General features: G+C 69.3%; 14 protein-coding genes, 2 tRNA genes and 1 pseudogene. 5 read left to right on the top strand and 12 right to left on the bottom strand.

Annotated features, from left to right (window positions below; translation table 11 throughout):
- Positions 1 to 124 precede the first annotated feature (124 nt).
- From OG788_RS23600 to OG788_RS23580, 5 genes are all read right to left on the bottom strand, one after another.
- The gene (locus tag OG788_RS23600) at positions 125 to 1153 is read right to left on the bottom strand and encodes a class E sortase (protein ID WP_406376823.1); all 1029 of its coding nucleotides are present in this window, start codon (positions 1151 to 1153) and stop codon (positions 125 to 127) included.
- Positions 1154 to 1659: 506 nt separating this feature from the next.
- Positions 1660 to 2298, bottom strand: a complete 639-nt coding sequence (locus tag OG788_RS23595; protein WP_356747098.1) for an aminodeoxychorismate/anthranilate synthase component II — start codon at positions 2296 to 2298, stop codon at positions 1660 to 1662.
- The gene (locus OG788_RS23590; RefSeq protein ID WP_356747096.1) at positions 2295 to 2456 is read right to left on the bottom strand and encodes a hypothetical protein; all 162 of its coding nucleotides are present in this window, start codon (positions 2454 to 2456) and stop codon (positions 2295 to 2297) included. The genes OG788_RS23595 and OG788_RS23590 overlap by 4 nt, the downstream gene beginning before the upstream one ends.
- A gap of 31 nt (positions 2457 to 2487) precedes the next feature.
- A complete protein-coding gene (locus OG788_RS23585) occupies positions 2488 to 3249 on the bottom strand; it encodes a class E sortase (protein ID WP_406373260.1) in 762 nt (253 codons plus the stop codon).
- 68 nt (positions 3250 to 3317) lie between these two features.
- Positions 3318 to 4097, bottom strand: coding sequence for a DUF881 domain-containing protein (locus OG788_RS23580; RefSeq protein ID WP_351536205.1), 780 nt, complete (start codon positions 4095 to 4097; stop codon positions 3318 to 3320).
- A 142-nt stretch (positions 4098 to 4239) separates the two neighbouring features.
- Between OG788_RS23580 and crgA the strand changes: the two genes are divergently transcribed.
- The gene (crgA, locus tag OG788_RS23575; RefSeq protein ID WP_266760634.1) at positions 4240 to 4494 is read left to right on the top strand and encodes a cell division protein CrgA; all 255 of its coding nucleotides are present in this window, start codon (positions 4240 to 4242) and stop codon (positions 4492 to 4494) included.
- A 291-nt stretch (positions 4495 to 4785) separates the two neighbouring features.
- Here crgA and OG788_RS23570 read toward each other — a convergent pair whose 3' ends face one another.
- Entirely contained in the window at positions 4786 to 5691 is a 906-nt protein-coding gene (locus OG788_RS23570; RefSeq protein ID WP_406373259.1) for a rhomboid family intramembrane serine protease, read from the bottom strand.
- A 152-nt stretch (positions 5692 to 5843) separates the two neighbouring features.
- A complete protein-coding gene (locus tag OG788_RS23565; protein WP_266760632.1) occupies positions 5844 to 6377 on the bottom strand; it encodes a peptidylprolyl isomerase in 534 nt (177 codons plus the stop codon).
- A gap of 393 nt (positions 6378 to 6770) precedes the next feature.
- Between OG788_RS23565 and OG788_RS23560 the strand changes: the two genes are divergently transcribed.
- Positions 6771 to 7472 carry a DUF5324 family protein gene (locus OG788_RS23560; protein WP_406373257.1) on the top strand — a complete coding sequence of 234 codons (702 nt, stop codon included), beginning with the start codon at positions 6771 to 6773 and terminating at the stop codon, positions 7470 to 7472.
- A gap of 486 nt (positions 7473 to 7958) precedes the next feature.
- Here OG788_RS23560 and OG788_RS23555 read toward each other — a convergent pair.
- Positions 7959 to 8031: transfer RNA gene (locus tag OG788_RS23555), tRNA-Ala, on the bottom strand.
- 181 nt (positions 8032 to 8212) lie between these two features.
- Between OG788_RS23555 and OG788_RS23550 the strand changes: the two genes are divergently transcribed.
- Together OG788_RS23550 and OG788_RS23545 are read left to right on the top strand one after the other, a co-directional pair.
- The gene (locus OG788_RS23550) at positions 8213 to 8761 is read left to right on the top strand and encodes a transcriptional regulator (RefSeq protein WP_037614940.1); all 549 of its coding nucleotides are present in this window, start codon (positions 8213 to 8215) and stop codon (positions 8759 to 8761) included.
- Positions 8762 to 8890: 129 nt separating this feature from the next.
- Positions 8891 to 9779, top strand: a pseudogene (locus OG788_RS23545) (serine/threonine-protein kinase); the annotation flags it as partial.
- A gap of 1419 nt (positions 9780 to 11198) precedes the next feature.
- Here the strand turns inward: OG788_RS23545 and OG788_RS23540 are convergent.
- Together OG788_RS23540 and OG788_RS23535 are read right to left on the bottom strand one after the other, a co-directional pair.
- Complete coding sequence (locus tag OG788_RS23540) at positions 11199 to 12695, bottom strand: hypothetical protein (RefSeq protein WP_406373255.1); 1497 nt, start codon at positions 12693 to 12695, stop codon at positions 11199 to 11201.
- Between the two features lie 288 nt (positions 12696 to 12983).
- Entirely contained in the window at positions 12984 to 13112 is a 129-nt protein-coding gene (locus OG788_RS23535) for a DLW-39 family protein (RefSeq protein WP_003999697.1), read from the bottom strand.
- A gap of 327 nt (positions 13113 to 13439) precedes the next feature.
- On the opposite strand from OG788_RS23535, the gene OG788_RS23530 reads away from it, so the two are divergent.
- Positions 13440 to 13853, top strand: coding sequence for a DUF6344 domain-containing protein (locus tag OG788_RS23530; protein ID WP_351536191.1), 414 nt, complete (start codon positions 13440 to 13442; stop codon positions 13851 to 13853).
- 842 nt (positions 13854 to 14695) lie between these two features.
- Here the strand turns inward: OG788_RS23530 and OG788_RS23525 are convergent.
- Positions 14696 to 14769: transfer RNA gene (locus OG788_RS23525), tRNA-Ile, on the bottom strand.
- Positions 14770 to 14870: 101 nt separating this feature from the next.
- Positions 14871 to 15590 (bottom strand): DUF3566 domain-containing protein, encoded by a 720-nt coding sequence (locus OG788_RS23520; RefSeq protein ID WP_406373253.1) that lies wholly within the window; start codon positions 15588 to 15590, stop codon positions 14871 to 14873.
- Positions 15591 to 15603 lie beyond the last annotated feature (13 nt).

Genomic DNA, 15603 nt, shown 5'->3' with positions numbered 1-15603 from the left:
GATGCGGCGCGCTCGTCGTGGTCGGTCCTCGCTGCCACTGTTCATCTGCCCCGTCTGGTCTGTCTCAGGTTGTCTCACGTACCCATGACGCGCGCACGCTGCGCGCGTGCGTCCGCGCCGGTCCTCAGCCGACCAGCGCGTCCGGTTTGCCCTTGCTGCGCGGCCGGTCCTCGACCATCTTGCCCCAGACGATCATCCGGTACTTACTGGTGAACTCCGGTGTGCAGGTGGTCAGTGTGATGTAGCGGCCGGGCCCGGTGAAAGTCGAACCCTTGGGGATCGGGTCGAGGACGCTCGTGTTGCTCGGACTCGTCACCGGCAGGATCGACGCCATCTTGTAGACGTAGTAGTCGTCCTGCGTCTCGACCACGATCTCGTCGCCCGGCTTGAGCCGGTTGATGTAGCGGAACGGCTCACCGTGGGTGTTGCGGTGCCCGGCGAGCGCGAAGTTGCCCGTCTTGGCGTCCGGCATCGCCGTCTTGAGGTCGCCCTCGCCGTAGTGGCCGACCATTCCGCGGTCGAGCACCTTCGTCTTGCTGATGCCCTCCGCGATCGGCGCGACCACGTCCAGCTTCGGAATGTGCAGGATGGCGAAGCCCTGGCCGGGCGAGAACGTCCCCGGATTCCGCTTGCCGTTCGCCCAGTCCTGCTGGAGGTGGTCCGCGGCACTGCCCGCTTGCTGGTGCGCCCGCACGTTCGACCACCACAGCTGGTAGGTCACGAACAACAGCATCAGGACGCCGGTGGTGATGAACACCTCGCCGACCATCCGGCTCACGAGGACGCCCGCGCTGGGCTTCCGGGCCCGTGCCGCCCGCCGGGCCCCCATCCGGCTCAGAGGGGCCTCAGTGGCCCCCTGAGCCGTCTCCTGGGGCTCGTGGGGCTCCTGCGCGCCCCCGTGCCGTCCGCGGCGTCCGGCCGCCTTACGACGGGCCGCACGGCCTCCGGGCGCGGGCACGGCCCCGCTCCGCTCTCCTGTCCGGGGCGGTTCCTGGAGGCGCAACGCGACCGTCTCGTCGTCCAGCGGCAGACGCGCGGCGGCCTGCTCGGCCCGGGGAGCGGCGACCGGTCCGGCGTACGGAACGGCCGGCGACGCCCGGTACGGGGCGGCCACGGGCTCCTCGTACGGCGCGGAGTACGTCCTCTCGTACATCTCCGCGTACGACGGTGACGCCGCCGACGCGGAAGGCATGGCGGACGTCTGGGCCTGCGCCCGGGCCGCCTGAGCCTGAGCGGCCTGGACCTGAGCCGCCTGGAAAGCCTGTGCTTGAGCGGCCTGCGCCCGGGCCGCCTCCGCCTGAGCGGCCTGGGCTTGGGCGGCCTGGGCTTGGGCGGCCTGTGCTTGGGCGGCCTGGGCTTGGGCGGCCTGTGCTTGGGCGGCCTGTGCTTGGGCGGCCTGGGCTTGGGCGGCCTGTGCTTGGGCGGCCTGGGCCGCGTACCAGTCGGGTCCGTACCCTTCGGCGCCGTACCCCTGCTGCGGTACGCCCTGTCCCTGGCCCGGCAGCGGATCCGTCAACGGGTCCGCGAGCCCCCCGACCGCCGCCTCGAAGGCACCCCCGCCCGCATAGGCCTGGGCACCCGCGCCCTCGAACGCCCCGGCGCCCCCGTAAGCGGCCTCGCCGCCATAGGGGGAGCTGTCGCGCTCGGGGCGCAGCGCGGTCACGCCGTGGCCCTGCCCACCACCGGGGCGAGCCCCGCCGACCTCGCCACGGCCACCTTGTCCCCGCACTCGAGCAGCCAGTTGGCGAGCATCCGATGACCGTGCTCGGTCAGCACCGACTCGGGATGGAACTGCACACCCTCGACGGGCAGTTCACGGTGTCTGAGGCCCATGACGATTCCGTCGTGCGTACGGGCCGTGACCTCCAGCTCGGCCGGGACCGTGTCCGGCTCGGCCGCCAGCGAGTGGTAGCGGGTCGCCGTGAAGGGCGACGGGAGGCCGGCGAAGACGCCCTGGCCCTGGTGCTCCACGAGCGAGGTCTTTCCGTGCAACAGCTCGGGCGCGCGGTCGACCACACCGCCGTACGCCACCTGCATCGACTGCATCCCGAGACAGACGCCGAAGACGGGAACCCCGGTCGCGGCACAGTGCCGGACCATGTCGATGCAGACCCCGGCCTGTTCGGGAGCGCCGGGCCCCGGGGACAGGAGCACACCGTCGAAGCCGTCCTGGGCGTGCGCGGTCGACACCTCGTCGTTGCGCAACACCTCGCACTCGGCGCCCAACTGGTACAGGTACTGGACCAGGTTGAAGACGAAGCTGTCGTAGTTGTCCACAACGAGGATGCGCGTGCTCACTGGTTGTCCACCGTCACATCGTTGAAGGGCAGCAGCGGTTCGGCCCAGGGAAAGACGTACTGGAAGAGCACGTAGACCACTGCCAGGACGAGCACGAGCGAGACCAGGGCCTTCACCCATACGCTCCCCGGCAGATGCCGCCAGATCCAGCCGTACATGCCGTCCCTTCCGTCGCCGTACGCCAACAGACTAACGGCGCAGAGCCGCCGGTTTCCCTGCCTCCACGGGCTGTGTGGAATCAAGGTGTGCCCAGACGATCAACCGGTGACTGTGGCCCCACTCCGGATCGCACGTGGTCAGCGTGAGATAGCGCCCCGGACGCGTATACCCGGACTTACGTGGCACAGGGTCGATCACCTCAATGTCGGAGGGCACCGTTTTGTAGGGGCCTTTGTCGATCCGATAGGTGAACCAGGTCGTCCCGTCCGTCAGCACCACCGCGTCACCCCGGCGAAGCTCGGGAAAGTCCTTGAAGGGATCGCCGTACGTACGCCGGTGACCGGCGACCGAGAAATTGCCCTCCTGGCCGAGCTGGGCGGTGCCCCGGTAGTGGCCGAGGCCCTTCTTCAGGACCTGCGTGGCGGTGCCTTCGAGCACGGGCTTGTTCCACGTGAAACCAAGCCGCGGGATGTACATGACCGCGAACGGTCCGCCGTACCTGTAGGGGCCCGGCGCCTTCGGGCTCTCGGTCGCCGTGGCACCGGTGCCACCCGGGGCGCCCGACGCGTCCCCGGTGCCGGAGGGGTCCGAGGATGCCGGGGAGTCCGGCGGGGCCGTCGACTCCTGGGCCGCCGCTCCCCTCGACCACTGCTTCTGGAGCACATCGATCTGGTGGTCCATGGCGCTGTCGGCCTTCACGCCCGTCCAGAACAGCACATAGATCACGAAGAGCACGATCAGGGTGCCGACGGTGATGCACAGCTCACTGATCGTCCTGACGACCACTCGCACCGACACAAGGTCCCCCCGGCGGCAGCTCGCTCCACAGGCTTCGCCCACTGCGCCGCGAAGTCAGGTGCTCACTCCACGGGCTTCGCGTAGTGGAGATCCACTGTGCCCGAGTAGCCGGGAAGAGTCACCGTCCCGTCCTCCTCGACTTTCCAGCCGAGCCCGTAGACGTTGACGTAGACCATGTAGTTCTGGATCGCCGGAGAGGCGGCGAGCGCCTTCTGGAGCTTCTGCGGGTCACCGATGGCGGTGATCTTGTACGGAGGCGAGTAGACGCGGCCCTGGAGAATCAGGGTGTTGCCGACACAGCGCACCGCGCTGGTGGAGATCAGCCGCTGGTCCATCACCTTGATGCCCTGGGCGCCGCCCTGCCACAGAGCGTTCACCACCGCCTGAAGGTCCTGCTGATGGATGACGAGGTAGTCGGGCTGCGGCTCGGGGTAGCCGGGAAGCTTCGCCGTCGCGTTCGGCGGGGCGTCATTGAGCGTGACCGTGACGGCCTTGCCCTTGAGCTTCTGGGTGCCCGCGTTCTTCTCCAGCGCCGCGAGCTTGGCGTCCTCGGCCTCGCTGCTGCCGTCCTCGCGACCGGCGAGGGTGTCCACGTCGTCGCGCAGGGTCCCGTTGGACTCGTCCAGCGTCGCGTTCTTGTGGCTCCGCTCCTGAATCAGGTCGGAGAGCTTCAGCATGGACGCATCCGTACGGATGTTCGTACCCTTGGCGGTATCGAAGCTCATGAAGAAGATGAGACCGGCGAGAGCGAAGACGGCGGCCGTGAGGACACGTACGGGCCGGAAACGGCGCGTACCGCCAGGACTGGAATCCGTCCTGGGGGAGTCGGCAGAATTGCTCAACGTACCCTTATCTCCTTCGGCGCCGCGGAAGCACTACGCTAACGGACGCCCGGGGGAGCACTCAGTGTCCCCTTGTACGCTGCCCCGGAGCCCGCCCCAGTTCCCTGCGCGGCCACGCAGCGCATCGACAGGAGAGACCCTCGTGCCGAAGTCACGTATCCGCAAGAAGGCCGACTACACGCCGCCCCCGGCGAAGCAGGCGTCCAACATCAAGCTGACCAGCAACACCTGGGTCGCCCCGGTCATGCTGGCCATGTTCCTCATCGGTCTCGCCTGGATCGTTGTCTTCTACGTGACGGACGGCTCGCTGCCGATCGACGCGCTCGACAACTGGAACATCGTGGTCGGTTTCGGCTTCATCGCGGCCGGATTCGGCGTCTCCACGCAGTGGAAGTGACCGTCTTCGCTCACCTGGGAACAGCCGGGCCGGCAGCTCTGCCCACGGTTTTCCACTGAGTTATCCACAGCAGTTGTCCACAGGTGGAAAAGAAAGACGATCTGTGGATAACTCATCCGCGGTTGACGCCGGTGTGACTGATCTAACCGGCATCCGGAAACCTGTTCGCCCCCTGTCCGACCTGGGGAAACTCGGGTCAGTGACAGGGGGCACAGCTGTTCCCGAACAGGGTGCACAAGATCCGCCATAGTCTGTGGACAACATCACTTCTCAGGTGAGCCCACCGCGTCCTCAGGTGAGCTGAGCGGTCCTGATCAAGGTCGTGGCGACCACCACGACCAGCATCAGCGCGCAGACCCCGTACTGGACGAGGTTCCGCCGCTCAAGCGGTGCGTGAACCATCGCGTAGCCGACCACGACACCGGCGACCAGGCCTCCGATGTGCGCCTGCCAGGCGATGTTGCTCCACCCGAAGGTGAAGATCAGATTGATCACCAGCAGGGCGATGATCGGGCGCATGTCGTAGTTGAGCCGGCGCATCAGCACCGCGGTGGCGCCGAACAGACCGAAGATCGCGCCGGAGGCGCCGAGCGACGGCTGGTCGGCGTCGGCGAGGAGGTAGCAGAGCGCGCTGCCCGCGAGACCCGAGATGAAGTAGAGGGCGATGAAGCGGGCGCGGCCGAGAGCCGCCTCCAGGGGACCGCCGACCCACCACAGGCTGAGCATGTTGAAGATGATGTGCATGGCGCTGCCGTGCAGGAACATCGACGTCAGCATCCGGTACCACTGGCCTTCGGCCACGCCCTGGATATCGCCGGAGAGCCAGGCACGGCCGAACAGGGTGAAGCGGTCGGTGAAGGCGTCGCCCACCGAGAGCTGGACGAGATAGAAGGCCAGGTTGAGGCCGATCAGCACCTTGGTGACGAGTCGGGGGTCCGAAGCGACCGTGCCGCCCGCGAGGGTGCGGGGCTGGGTGGCCGCCGGGGCGTGACCGGTGCCGGAGCCGCCGCGTACACAGTCGGGGCACTGGAAGCCGACGGAGGCGCTGACCATGCACTCGGGGCAGATCGGGCGCTCGCAGCGGGTGCAGCGGACGCCTGTCTCACGGTCCGGGTGCCGGTAGCAACCGGGCAGGTTCTGGGCGTCCTGCGGTCCCTTGTCCCGCGGGCCCTGCGGGCTGCCGGGCGGCTGGTCCATGGGGTCCCCTCAATCTCCGTACGGCGGCTCGCACGCGCTCACACCGGGTCCGGGTGCGCAAGGCACCGCCCCGTCCATCCTTACGGATGAACGGGGCGTTTGGTTCCCTGCGGGACCCTTCGGGCTCACGGACGAAGGAGTCCGGCGCGGGCTCAGCCCTCGCGGGTCTCGACGACGACCGACTCGATGACGACGTCGTTGACCGGGCGGTCGGTGCGCGGGTTGGTCTGGGCGCCGGCGATGGCGTCCACGACCTTCTGGCTGGCCGCGTCCGTGACCTCACCGAAAATGGTGTGCTTGCGGGTCAGCCAGGCCGTCGGGGAGACGGTGATGAAGAACTGCGAGCCGTTGGTGCCCGGGCCGGCGTTGGCCATGGCCAGCAGGTAGGGCTTGTTGAAGGCGAGGTCCGGGTGGAACTCGTCCTCGAACTGGTAGCCGGGGCCGCCCGTGCCGTTGCCCAGCGGGTCACCGCCCTGGATCATGAAACCGCTGATCACCCGGTGGAAGACCGTGCCGTCGTACAGCTTGTCCGTGGACTTCACACCCGTCTCCGGGTTGACCCACTCACGCTCACCCTTGGCGAGCTCGACGAAGTTCCGGACCGTCTTGGGCGCGTGGTTCGGCAGGAGCCGGATTTCGATGTCGCCTTGGTTGGTCTTCAGGGTGGCGTAAAGCTGCTCGGCCACGATCTGCCTTCCGTTGCCTTCTCTTGACGCTCCGATCCTCGCACGGACCGGCCTGCTCAGCCCCTGACCGCCACCTCCGCACGAACATGCGGACGCCGCCTTTCGAGAAATCCGGTCGAGTCGCTCCGGGACGGGGGCGGGCGGAGGCGATCCGTGGCATTGTCGACGACAAGCTCCCGTTGCCCCGTATTAATCCGCTATCTCACTTGATCGACACCTGACCGGCTCCGTCTAGGGAGTCCCCGGGAGTCGGCACCCGTGACACGGATGCCCGCCCTCACATGCCCCGGATCACTTGGGCGGGCATGATCCCCATAGGGGTGGAAAGGTGAACTCTGTGTCATTGGGGGTACCTGAAACCCCCGACGTACGCCACCGAGGAGGAGGAAACCCGTGACCCGCATCGACAGCGTGCGCGCCGCGACCGGCTCGGCGAAGGACAGCGTGCTGCACGCCGCGGAAGTGGTGGCGCCTTACGCCGACACGGCCAAGGACAGGGCTTCGTACTACGCGAGCGAAGCACGCGTACGGCTCGCGCCGAAGGTGTCGCAGGCCGCCGAACAGGCCCGCGTCCAGTACGACGCCTATCTCGCGCCGCGCCTTGAGCAGGCCCGTACCCATGTGCCGCCGAAGGTCGACCAAGCCGCCCAGGAGGCGGCCGTCCGCACCCGCAAGGCGGCTCGTCAGGCAGCCGACTATTCCAGGCCGAGGATCGAGCAGGCGGTGGCCGCGGCCCAGCCCGTTCGGGAGGAGGCAGCGGCACGCGGTGTGGCCGCCATCGCCGCACTGCGCGGCCAGGTCTCACCGCAGGAGATCCAGAAGCTGCTCCGCAAGCACGAACGGCGGGCGAGGGCCGGCCGTCTCGTGAAGGGGCTGGCCGTGCTGGGGATTCTGGCGGGTGGCGCTTTCGCCGCCTGGAAGTGGTGGGACAAGCAGGCCAACCCCGACTGGCTCGTCGAACCCCCGGCCGCGACCGAGGTGCCCGAAGCCGGGCGGCTCACGTCGGTCGACGGGAGCGGCCAGTCCGCGCTGGACCCCGAGGTCCAGGCCAAGGAGGCCGAGGAAGAGGCGGCGGAGCGCGACGACCGTCGCTGAACCGACCCAACATCGCCGCGGGGCAGGAGACTTGACGGTCTCCTGCCCCGCGGCGATGTTTCACGTGGAACGGCGGAGCGAGGGGTCGCGAACAACCCGGGGCGGATTTACCCGCACCGCTCACGATGACGTTTGCAACGGTCCTGGTGTGCAGCATCGGTGGAGATGTTGTTGACGGAATGCGCCGAACCGGTTACTCGACAGCCTGCACGGCAGCTCACGCAAGGGCCCCGGCCGACCCCTCGACCCATCGGCGGCGCTCCGGCCGCCCACACAGCGGAGCCACAGGCCTCGTTCCGGCCATCTGTTTGCGCAAAGAACTGCAACGCCTGCAAAGCGGCATCCTGTGACACACGTCACCGAGGGCGCGCACGCCGGCCTTCGCCCTGCCCGGGACCACCTCACCGCAAGCCCGCGCCCGGACGAAAAGGGGACATACAAAAACCGGCCAGTCGCCGTTGTCGGGCGTCTGACCGGTTCGAGGTGTGGAGCCTAGGGGAGTCGAACCCCTGACATCTGCCATGCAAAGACAGCGCTCTACCAACTGAGCTAAGGCCCCGTAAGAGGAGCGTCCGACCACAGGATCCATCTGTCGACGGGCGCCGCAGACCAGAGTACCGGGTCACCCCCGGGATCTCGCAAAAAGATGGGGGTCCCCGTGGACGACCACTCTCCGTAAGATGCTCGACGTGGTTCGCTGTCGCGAACCGCGGTACTTGGGGAAGCGATGGGGAGACGCAATGGACGCCGCACAGCAGGAAGCAACCGCGAGAGCCCGGGAGCTGCAGCGGAACTGGTACGGGGAGCCGCTGGGGGCGCTCTTCCGTAGGCTCATAGAGGACCTGGGTCTGAACCAGGCGCGTCTTGCCGGGGTGCTGGGCCTGTCCGCACCCATGTTGTCGCAGCTGATGAGCGGTCAGCGTGCCAAGATCGGCAATCCCGCGGTGGTCCAGCGCGTACAGCTCCTGCAGGACCTGGCGGGGCAGGTCGCCGACGGAAGCGTCAGCGCCGCCGAGGCGACCGAGCGGATGGACGAGATCAAGAAGTCCCAGGGGGGATCGGTGCTCAGCAACACCACGCAGTCCACGACCAGTTCGGGAGCCCCGACGGTCAAGCGGGTGGTCCGCGAGATCCAGTCGCTGCTGCGCTCGGTGGCAGCCGCCGGAGACATCATCGACGCGGCGGACACCCTCGCCCCGACCCACCCGGAACTGGCAGAGTTCCTCCGGGTCTACGGCGCCGGCCGTACCTCTGACGCGGTCGCGCACTACCAGTCCCACCAGAGCTGAGCCGATCGCCCGGCCGCCGACCGCCCGTCGCTGGAGGCCTGTGACACCTTCCAGCCGCCACACGTCAGGCAGCCGGGCGCCTCGGAAGAGGTCTCCGGACCGACCGCCGAAGGGGAGCGACGCACGACCATGGGTGAGGTCTTCGCAGGCCGGTACGAACTGGTCGACCCGATCGGGCGCGGGGGAGTCGGTGCGGTGTGGCGCGCCTGGGACCACCGGCGGCGCCGCTATGTGGCCGCCAAGGTGTTGCAGCAGAGCGACGCGCACGCGTTGCTGCGATTCGTGCGGGAGCAGGCGCTGCGGATCGACCATCCGCACGTACTGGCTCCCGCCAGCTGGGCCGCCGACGACGACAAGGTCCTGTTCACCATGGACCTGGTCGCCGGGGGCTCGCTGGTCCACCTGGTCAACGACTACGGCCCGCTGCCTCCCCTCTTCGTCTGCACGCTGGTCGACCAGCTCCTGGCAGGCCTCACCGCCGTGCACGCGGAGGGAGTCGTACACCGGGACATCAAGCCCGCGAACGTGCTTCTCGAAGCGACCGGCACGGCCCGGCCGCGGTTGCGTCTGTCCGATTTCGGCATCGCGATGCGGCTGGGCGAACCGCGGCTCACCGAGACCAACTACGTGGTGGGAACGCCGGGTTACTTCGCCCCCGAGCAGATGCTCGGCTCCGAACCCGACTTCCCCGCCGACCTGTTCGCCGTGGGGCTGGTCGCCCTGTACCTCCTGGAAGGCGCCAAGCCCGACGCCAAGGCGCTGATCGAATACTTCGCCGAGCACGGCACGCCGTCCGCCCCGCGGGGCATACCCGAGCCTCTGTGGCAGGTCGTGGCGATGCTCCTCCAACCGGATCCGCACGCTCGCTTCCGCACCGCCACAGGGGCGCGCAAGGCCCTTGCCGCAGCCGTCGAACTGCTCCCCGAGCCCGGACCCGACGACGAACTGATCGAGGTCTTCGACCAACTCGGGCCACTGCCTGAGGGGTTCGGCCCGGCGGGACCCCTGGAGCCGGGAACCGCTTCGGGCCGGAACGCACGGACTCTGTCCTCCCGCGGACATCCGGACTCCACAGCCGCTCACCCCGGCCCGGACAGCACGCCTTCGTGGCCCGACACCGACATCGACTCCGGCACCTTCACGGACGCGGACTCCGACTCCCCACACGATTCCGCTCCGATCACCGGCACCGGCACAGGCGCCGGCATCGGCACGAACACAGGCATCGATGCCGGCACAGGCTCCGACACCGGCACTGGCGCCGATGCCGACCCAGGCTCAGGCTCCGACCTCGGAGCCGAATCCCACCCCCACTCAGGCTCAGGCTCCAGATCCGACTCCGGCCCAAGCCTCGCCCCTGACCCCCGCTCCGGCAGGGGCTCCCTTCCTGCCTCGGCCTCGGTGCCCACCCCTGGCGAGGCATCCGGTTCCGACCTCGGCTCGGGAGCGCGGGGGCTCCTCCCCAGGAGCGTCCGGCCTGGTCCCGGTGGCGAGGCGGGGTATCCGGACCTCGGCACCGGAGACGTACTCCCGGAATCTCTTTCCCCCGACGGCAGGCAGGGCTCTGCCCAGGCCGCCCAGGATCCGTGGCCCGCTCAGGACGGCGTACGGGCTCAGGACGGCGTACGGGCTCAGCCCGCCTCCGAGGGAGCGCGAGCTCAGCCTGGCCGCGAACGCGGGCGACTGACCGCCGACGACGGCGTACAGGCTCGGCACTTCTCCGAGGACGCGCGATCTCTTGCCGCCCCCGACGACACACCTCCGGACCCCACCGACGGGACCCCTTCCCAGCCGCCCTCGATGTCGGACACCGGCAGCTTCCATCTGCCGCCGCCGCAGATCTCTTCCTCCACCGACTCCCAGCGGCGGGAGCAGGCCGAGTTTCCATCCCACCAGCCCCAGCATCCACCGAAACAGCAGCAGCCCCAGCAGGCGTGGCAGGAGACGCAGACGCCCACTCCCCCCACCTCGGTCCCGCTCGCCCTGCCGAGGTCGGCTCCGCTCTACCCCCAGTCGTTCGACCCGACTCCGACGCCTACGCCCCCGACCACACCCACTCCTACGCAAGTGCCCTCCCCCGATCGGCCCCCGGCCCCGTCCGCCGCGATGCCGCAGCACGCATACGCCTCTACTGCTTCATACACCGCTCGGTCCGTCCAGGTTCCGCCTCGGACGGGGGCAGTTCCGGTGCGCCACAGAAGGCGCGCACGGCCGCGCCCGGGGCCGCCCGCCAAGGTCGCGGTGCCGATGCTGCTGCTCGCGCTGGCCTGTTTCGCGGTGGGGTTCTGGGCACTGAGCCGCATCTGATCCGGGCACTGGCACAAGCCTGAGAGGCGGCGCGAACGGTCCCGGGCGCCACCGCCACCGAAGCCCGCGGGAGAAGCCCCAGCCCAGGAAGATCCCTGCCCCACCCGACCCGCGATCCGGACGAGGAGCGCTACCAGCCGCGTGTCGCCCCGTGTTCCCAAGGTGCCGGCGCCGGTGCGGGCAGCTGGGCCGAAGCGGTGTCCGCGTCTTCCGGTGCGGTCCTGACGGTCCGCGCCGCCCGGCGGCGCGCGGCCACGGTCCACATCCCGAGCGTCAGCATCAGCAGGCTTCCCGTCCCGATACCCCCCGCGGCGATCAGTTCCATGGTGCCCATCCGGCCGTCGTCGCCGCTGCCACCGGCGCCGGTACCGGCCGTCCCGCCCCCCGTGCGGTCGTCGGTCGCGTCGTCGGAGTCCCCCGCCGGAACGTCGAACACGTCTCTGGGGTCCGCCGCCCCCGCGTAAGCGGGTCCCGTCCCCGCCGCTCCGGCCACGCGCACCCGCAGGGTCAGCCCGAAGGGCCCCTCGCCGAAGCGGTCGGCGATCTGCGCGGCGAGATGGACCACGAGGTAGTAGGAACCCGCGAACCGCATCGCACTCACATGGTTGTTGAGGGCGAAGCGGTTCTCATAGGCGACGGGAGGCAGGGGGTCGAGCGCGGCGGAGCGCTGGCTGCCGTCGTATCCGGAACCGACGTCGTCGACGAAGCCGCGCACGGGGTTGTAGAGAGACATGGTGAGGGCGGTGCCCACATAACCGTCGCCGCGGCCCGAACTGCCCAGGTCCGCGGTGGCATAGAACCGCTGTCCCCAGTCGACCGGCACCTTGTAGAAGCGCGTCTGCCCGGGGCTGATCTCGTCGTCCCAGATTCCCTGGCTCAGAGAGCGGGCCCTGCTGAACCCGGCGCCGCCGCTGCGGTGCTTCGAGACCCCCGCAAGGGCGTCGGGCGACGCGGAGTTCCAGGCTTCCGGGGCCTTCGTCGAACCGGGAGCCTTCTTCAGACCGGGCTCCGACACATAGCTGAGCTCCAGGTCCCAGGCGCGGGACGAGGAAGGCGCCGTGGCGGCCGGATCCGTCGTCCTCGACGCACCCGCCGCTCCGGAGCGTTCGACGACCACGTAGTACGTTCCCGCCGTCCGGCAGGCGTACTGCTTGCCGCCCGTTTCGCGGGACGCCGAGGCGGCGATGGGGTGCGGGCTCTGGGTGGCGCCGAAGTGGGCGGTGCCGGAGGAGGAACAGTTGCGGCCGTTGCCGTCCTGCAGAGCGACCTTGAGGCCGTCCGCATAGGAGACCGTCGCACCGGGCCGGGGGACGGCGGTGGCGGCGACGTACGCGCTGGAGTCGGCGTCGAGTTCGAGACGGTAGTAGAGCCTGCCGTCCCTGCCCGCAGGCCCGATGGAGCTCTTGTACGTGTGGCCCGGCTCGAGTCGTACGGAGTAGGTCGTGTCCGCGGTGCCTTTGACGGTGGTGGCGCCCTCCGCGAAGGAGTACGGCTCGGGCGTACCGTCGGCGGCCGTCCTCGCGTCCTCGGCGGTGGTTCGCGCGGCGGCGGGCTCGGAAGCCGCGGCCGGGCCTGCGGGCGCGAGGGTCACGCACAGCGCGGCCGCTGCCGCCGTGGCCGTGAGCATCCGGCCGTGCCACGACCCCGCACACCGGCCCTGGACACGCCCGCCTTCCGTGCGCCGCCCCATCACGCGCCACCCCTCGTCGTAGCCCCCTGGCGCGGACCATCCTGCCTCGTCGGCCACCGCGGCACCCGAGCTATCAGTGGGAGCGGCCGAAAGCCGGCGGCTGCAAGGCCGTCACTTTTGCCCGTGCCACCGATTCGCTCGCTTTCGTGAAGCGACGGGGCTCCGGGAAACACAAAACCCCGACCGCGAGGCGGCCGGGGTCTGCTCCGAGACTGTTGTCGGTACTCACGAACCCGTGGGCACGGAGTCAGTCGCCTCCGTCCACAGATCCTGCTCGGCGCGATCCGCCTGGATCTGGCGGTACACGAGGAGCCCGCCGATGGCGGCCAGTGCGACCAGGAGAAGCTTCTTCACCGCGCGACCTCGTCTTTCGTTGACGTAGGGGACCTCTGGCGCCCGACTATACACACCGACCGATATCGATCGGTGACCTGGATCGGCACCCAACTGCGGCCCCGCACACAGCAGTAGAACGGGAGACGACCACTCCGATCTCAGGGTGATCGCACATCACAGACAGTGACTTTCGATGGCATCTACGGACTTTTCCGGTCTCTTGCGACCATCCGGGTGGTGTTCATCTGAACATCAACGCGCCACGGGCGTTGGTCCACCACTTCGCGGCCCGCATACACATCATGAGGAAAGTACGCAAATCGCCCGACCCGAAAGTGAGGGGCCGTGACCCAGAACAAGGTCATGAAGCTGTGGACCGCCGTCATCACCGCCTTCCTGGCGCTGTGCACGACGCTCGGACTCATCACGACCACCGCGGCCGCCGCGGTACCGCAGGCCGGCCCGGCCCGCAACACCGAGACGTCCGTGACCGCCCCGGCGATGGCTCCCTGGGCCTGGGCCTGGTCCTACAGTCGGGCCCTGCCTCCCACGATGAAGCAACGCATCCGCGCCGAGGCACACGGCTCCTCGCCCAGCTGCCGCCACCGCGCACCGGCGGACGACGAGACGACGGATCCCGCCCTCGGCGATCCTGAAGGCCTGGCCGGCCCCGACGCCTGCTCCGAGCCCGAGGCCCTCGCGGCGCCCGACACGGAGCTCCTGGCACCCCTCGCGGCCGTAGCACCGCTCCAGCGCTGAGACGCTCGGGGAGCACCGCACGAGGAGTCGAAGTCGGTACAGGCCGGCGGTGAGTACGAAACCCCGCTCCTGGCTCAGTACCGGTGAATGACAGCACAGAACGCCGGCCCCGGCCGAGTTCGGACAGCCGGTACGGGACCTCGTCCCTGGCCGAGTACGCGTGGCCGGCAACGGACACCGTCCCCGGCAGAGCACGCGTGGCCGGTACGGGACACCGTCCCCGGCAGAGCACGAACGGAAAGCACGGGGAACAACCCCCTGCACCTTTCCGAACCCCGCGCCCTCTCGCGCCTCCTCCTCGCACACGCGCCCCTTCGCGTGGTCCTTCATGGGCCTTCGCGCACCCCTCAACCCCTCACGGACACCCTGACGTAGCGGCGAACTTGCGTACAAAGCACCCAGGGCAGAGGCCCGGCGACTCGGACGAGTCGCCGGGCCTTCGACGTTGCACCGCCGTGAACCGCCCGCAGTGAGCCTTCCGGCGCGCGCCACGCCTCGCGGACCGGCTCCTCGGCAGGAGGGCCCGTAGGGCGCGGTGAAGACGTGCCTCACGAGCGCCCACGGGCACGAGCCTCGGCGCCTTCAGCTGCTCCGGCGGCCGAACGCCCTCCCCGCCCCCGCGCACCATCCGAACCTGGTGTCCGGGATTCGCGATCCCCACAAGCAGGACCCGCTCCTTGAGGGCTCCGTCCGGCTTCGCGCTTTCCCAGGAATCGTCATCGTGACGGTGCATCCCGCCGGACCGTTCACGGTCGGCCAGGGAACCCGCACGCTCGTCATGGCCTCCCCCCGCGGGAAACGCAAAGACCCCCAACCGGAATCGGTTGAGGGCCTTCATGCTGTGGGGCTAACAGGATTTGAACCTGTGGCCTCATCCTTATCAGGGATGCGCTCTAACCAACTGAGCTATAGCCCCGCCGCGCTTTGCGGTGTGTGTCCCGCGCGCTGACCTCTGAAGATTAGCGCACGACGCGGCCAGTCCCAAAATCGATAGTCAGAGGCCGTTTGAGCGGGCGCTCACTCGTCCTCGGCGAGCGTCAGCTCGACGCCGCCGACGAAGCCGGCGGAGAGGTTGTAGATGAACGCTCCGAGCGTCGCCAGAGCGGTCGCGAGGACCACGTCGATGACCGCGATGACCGAGGTGAACATCAGGACGTGCGGGAGCGAGAGGAACGACTGCAGGTCGAAACCGTTCGACTCGTTCGAGCCCGTCGCCTCGGAGATCGTGCCGCCGACGGTCGAGAACACGCCCATCGCGTCCATGACCATCCACAGCACCGCGGCCGCCACGATCGTGCAGATGCCGAGCGCGATGGAGAGCAGGAAACTGACCTTCATCACCGACCACGGGTCGGCCTTGGCCACCCGCAGCCGCGCCTTGCGCGTCCGCGGCGTGGTCCGCGCACCGGTGCGCGGCCGGCGGACCGCGCCCGACGGCGGCTGCGCCGGATAGGCCTGCGGCGGGTGGTACGGCTGTGCGGGCTGCTGTCCCGGCCGCTCGCCGGGCAGCGGCGATGCCGGCGCCGCCGGGCCCGCCGTCGGCGCGCTCGGCGCCGCGGGCGCCCCGACCGGGGCCCCCTGCCCGCCCGCGTACTGCTGGGCCTGCTGGCCTCGGGTGTCCGTCACAGTTCCCCCCTGGGATCCATGAGAATCATGGGAGTCAGTCGCATCCATGGCGGTGCCACGGCCGCCGTCCGTTTCCGTACCGGTCGATCCGGCGCCCGTGGCTCCGCTCACGATGACTCACTCC

Origin of the sequence: Streptomyces sp. NBC_00647 (assembly GCF_045207245.1) — a bacterium.
In the GTDB taxonomy this organism is placed as follows: Bacteria; Actinomycetota; Actinomycetes; order Streptomycetales; family Streptomycetaceae; genus Streptomyces.
This window is presented reverse-complemented; position numbering and strand designations above follow the sequence as displayed.

Coding starts and splice junctions, on each gene's coding strand:
- OG788_RS23600 (WP_406376823.1), bottom strand. CDS start 1,153: ATGTACGAGAGGACGTACTCCGCGCCGTACGAGGAGCCCGTGGCCGCC.
- OG788_RS23590 (WP_356747096.1), bottom strand. CDS start 2,456: ATGTACGGCTGGATCTGGCGGCATCTGCCGGGGAGCGTATGGGTGAAG.
- OG788_RS23570 (WP_406373259.1), bottom strand. CDS start 5,691: ATGGACCAGCCGCCCGGCAGCCCGCAGGGCCCGCGGGACAAGGGACCG.
- OG788_RS23550 (WP_037614940.1), top strand. CDS start 8,213: ATGGACGCCGCACAGCAGGAAGCAACCGCGAGAGCCCGGGAGCTGCAG.
- OG788_RS23540 (WP_406373255.1), bottom strand. CDS start 12,695: ATGCTCACGGCCACGGCGGCAGCGGCCGCGCTGTGCGTGACCCTCGCG.